Annotated in this window: 1 protein-coding gene; it reads left to right on the top strand. The window is 34.4% G+C overall.

Features of this window, described 5'->3' with window-relative positions:
* Positions 1 to 244 (top strand): hypothetical protein (locus SB660_RS23070; protein ID WP_410584867.1); only part of this gene is annotated, 244 nt, incomplete at both ends.

Here is a 244-nt window from a genome sequence, read left to right as displayed (position 1 = left end):
ATTTTGAGAATTGGCACAAGGAGCACCCTGAAGGTGATGAAGTGACATTTTTAAAATGGGCTTTACATACGGCCGGATTTATCGGCTATAATCATTTTGACAGCATTGAAATGAAATATAACGTTGTCGATATGTCTATTGGAGCAGATGGGGTAACTTACCATTATGATATTGAAAATTATGTTTCTATTGTAATCGGAAATATCCATAACAATATTTCCGGGAAATTTGATCTTAAAAACCC

It is taken from the genome of Bacillus sp. SIMBA_005 (genome assembly GCF_046535585.1).
Lineage (GTDB): Bacteria > Bacillota > Bacilli > Bacillales > Bacillaceae > Bacillus > Bacillus pumilus.
This window is presented reverse-complemented; position numbering and strand designations above follow the sequence as displayed.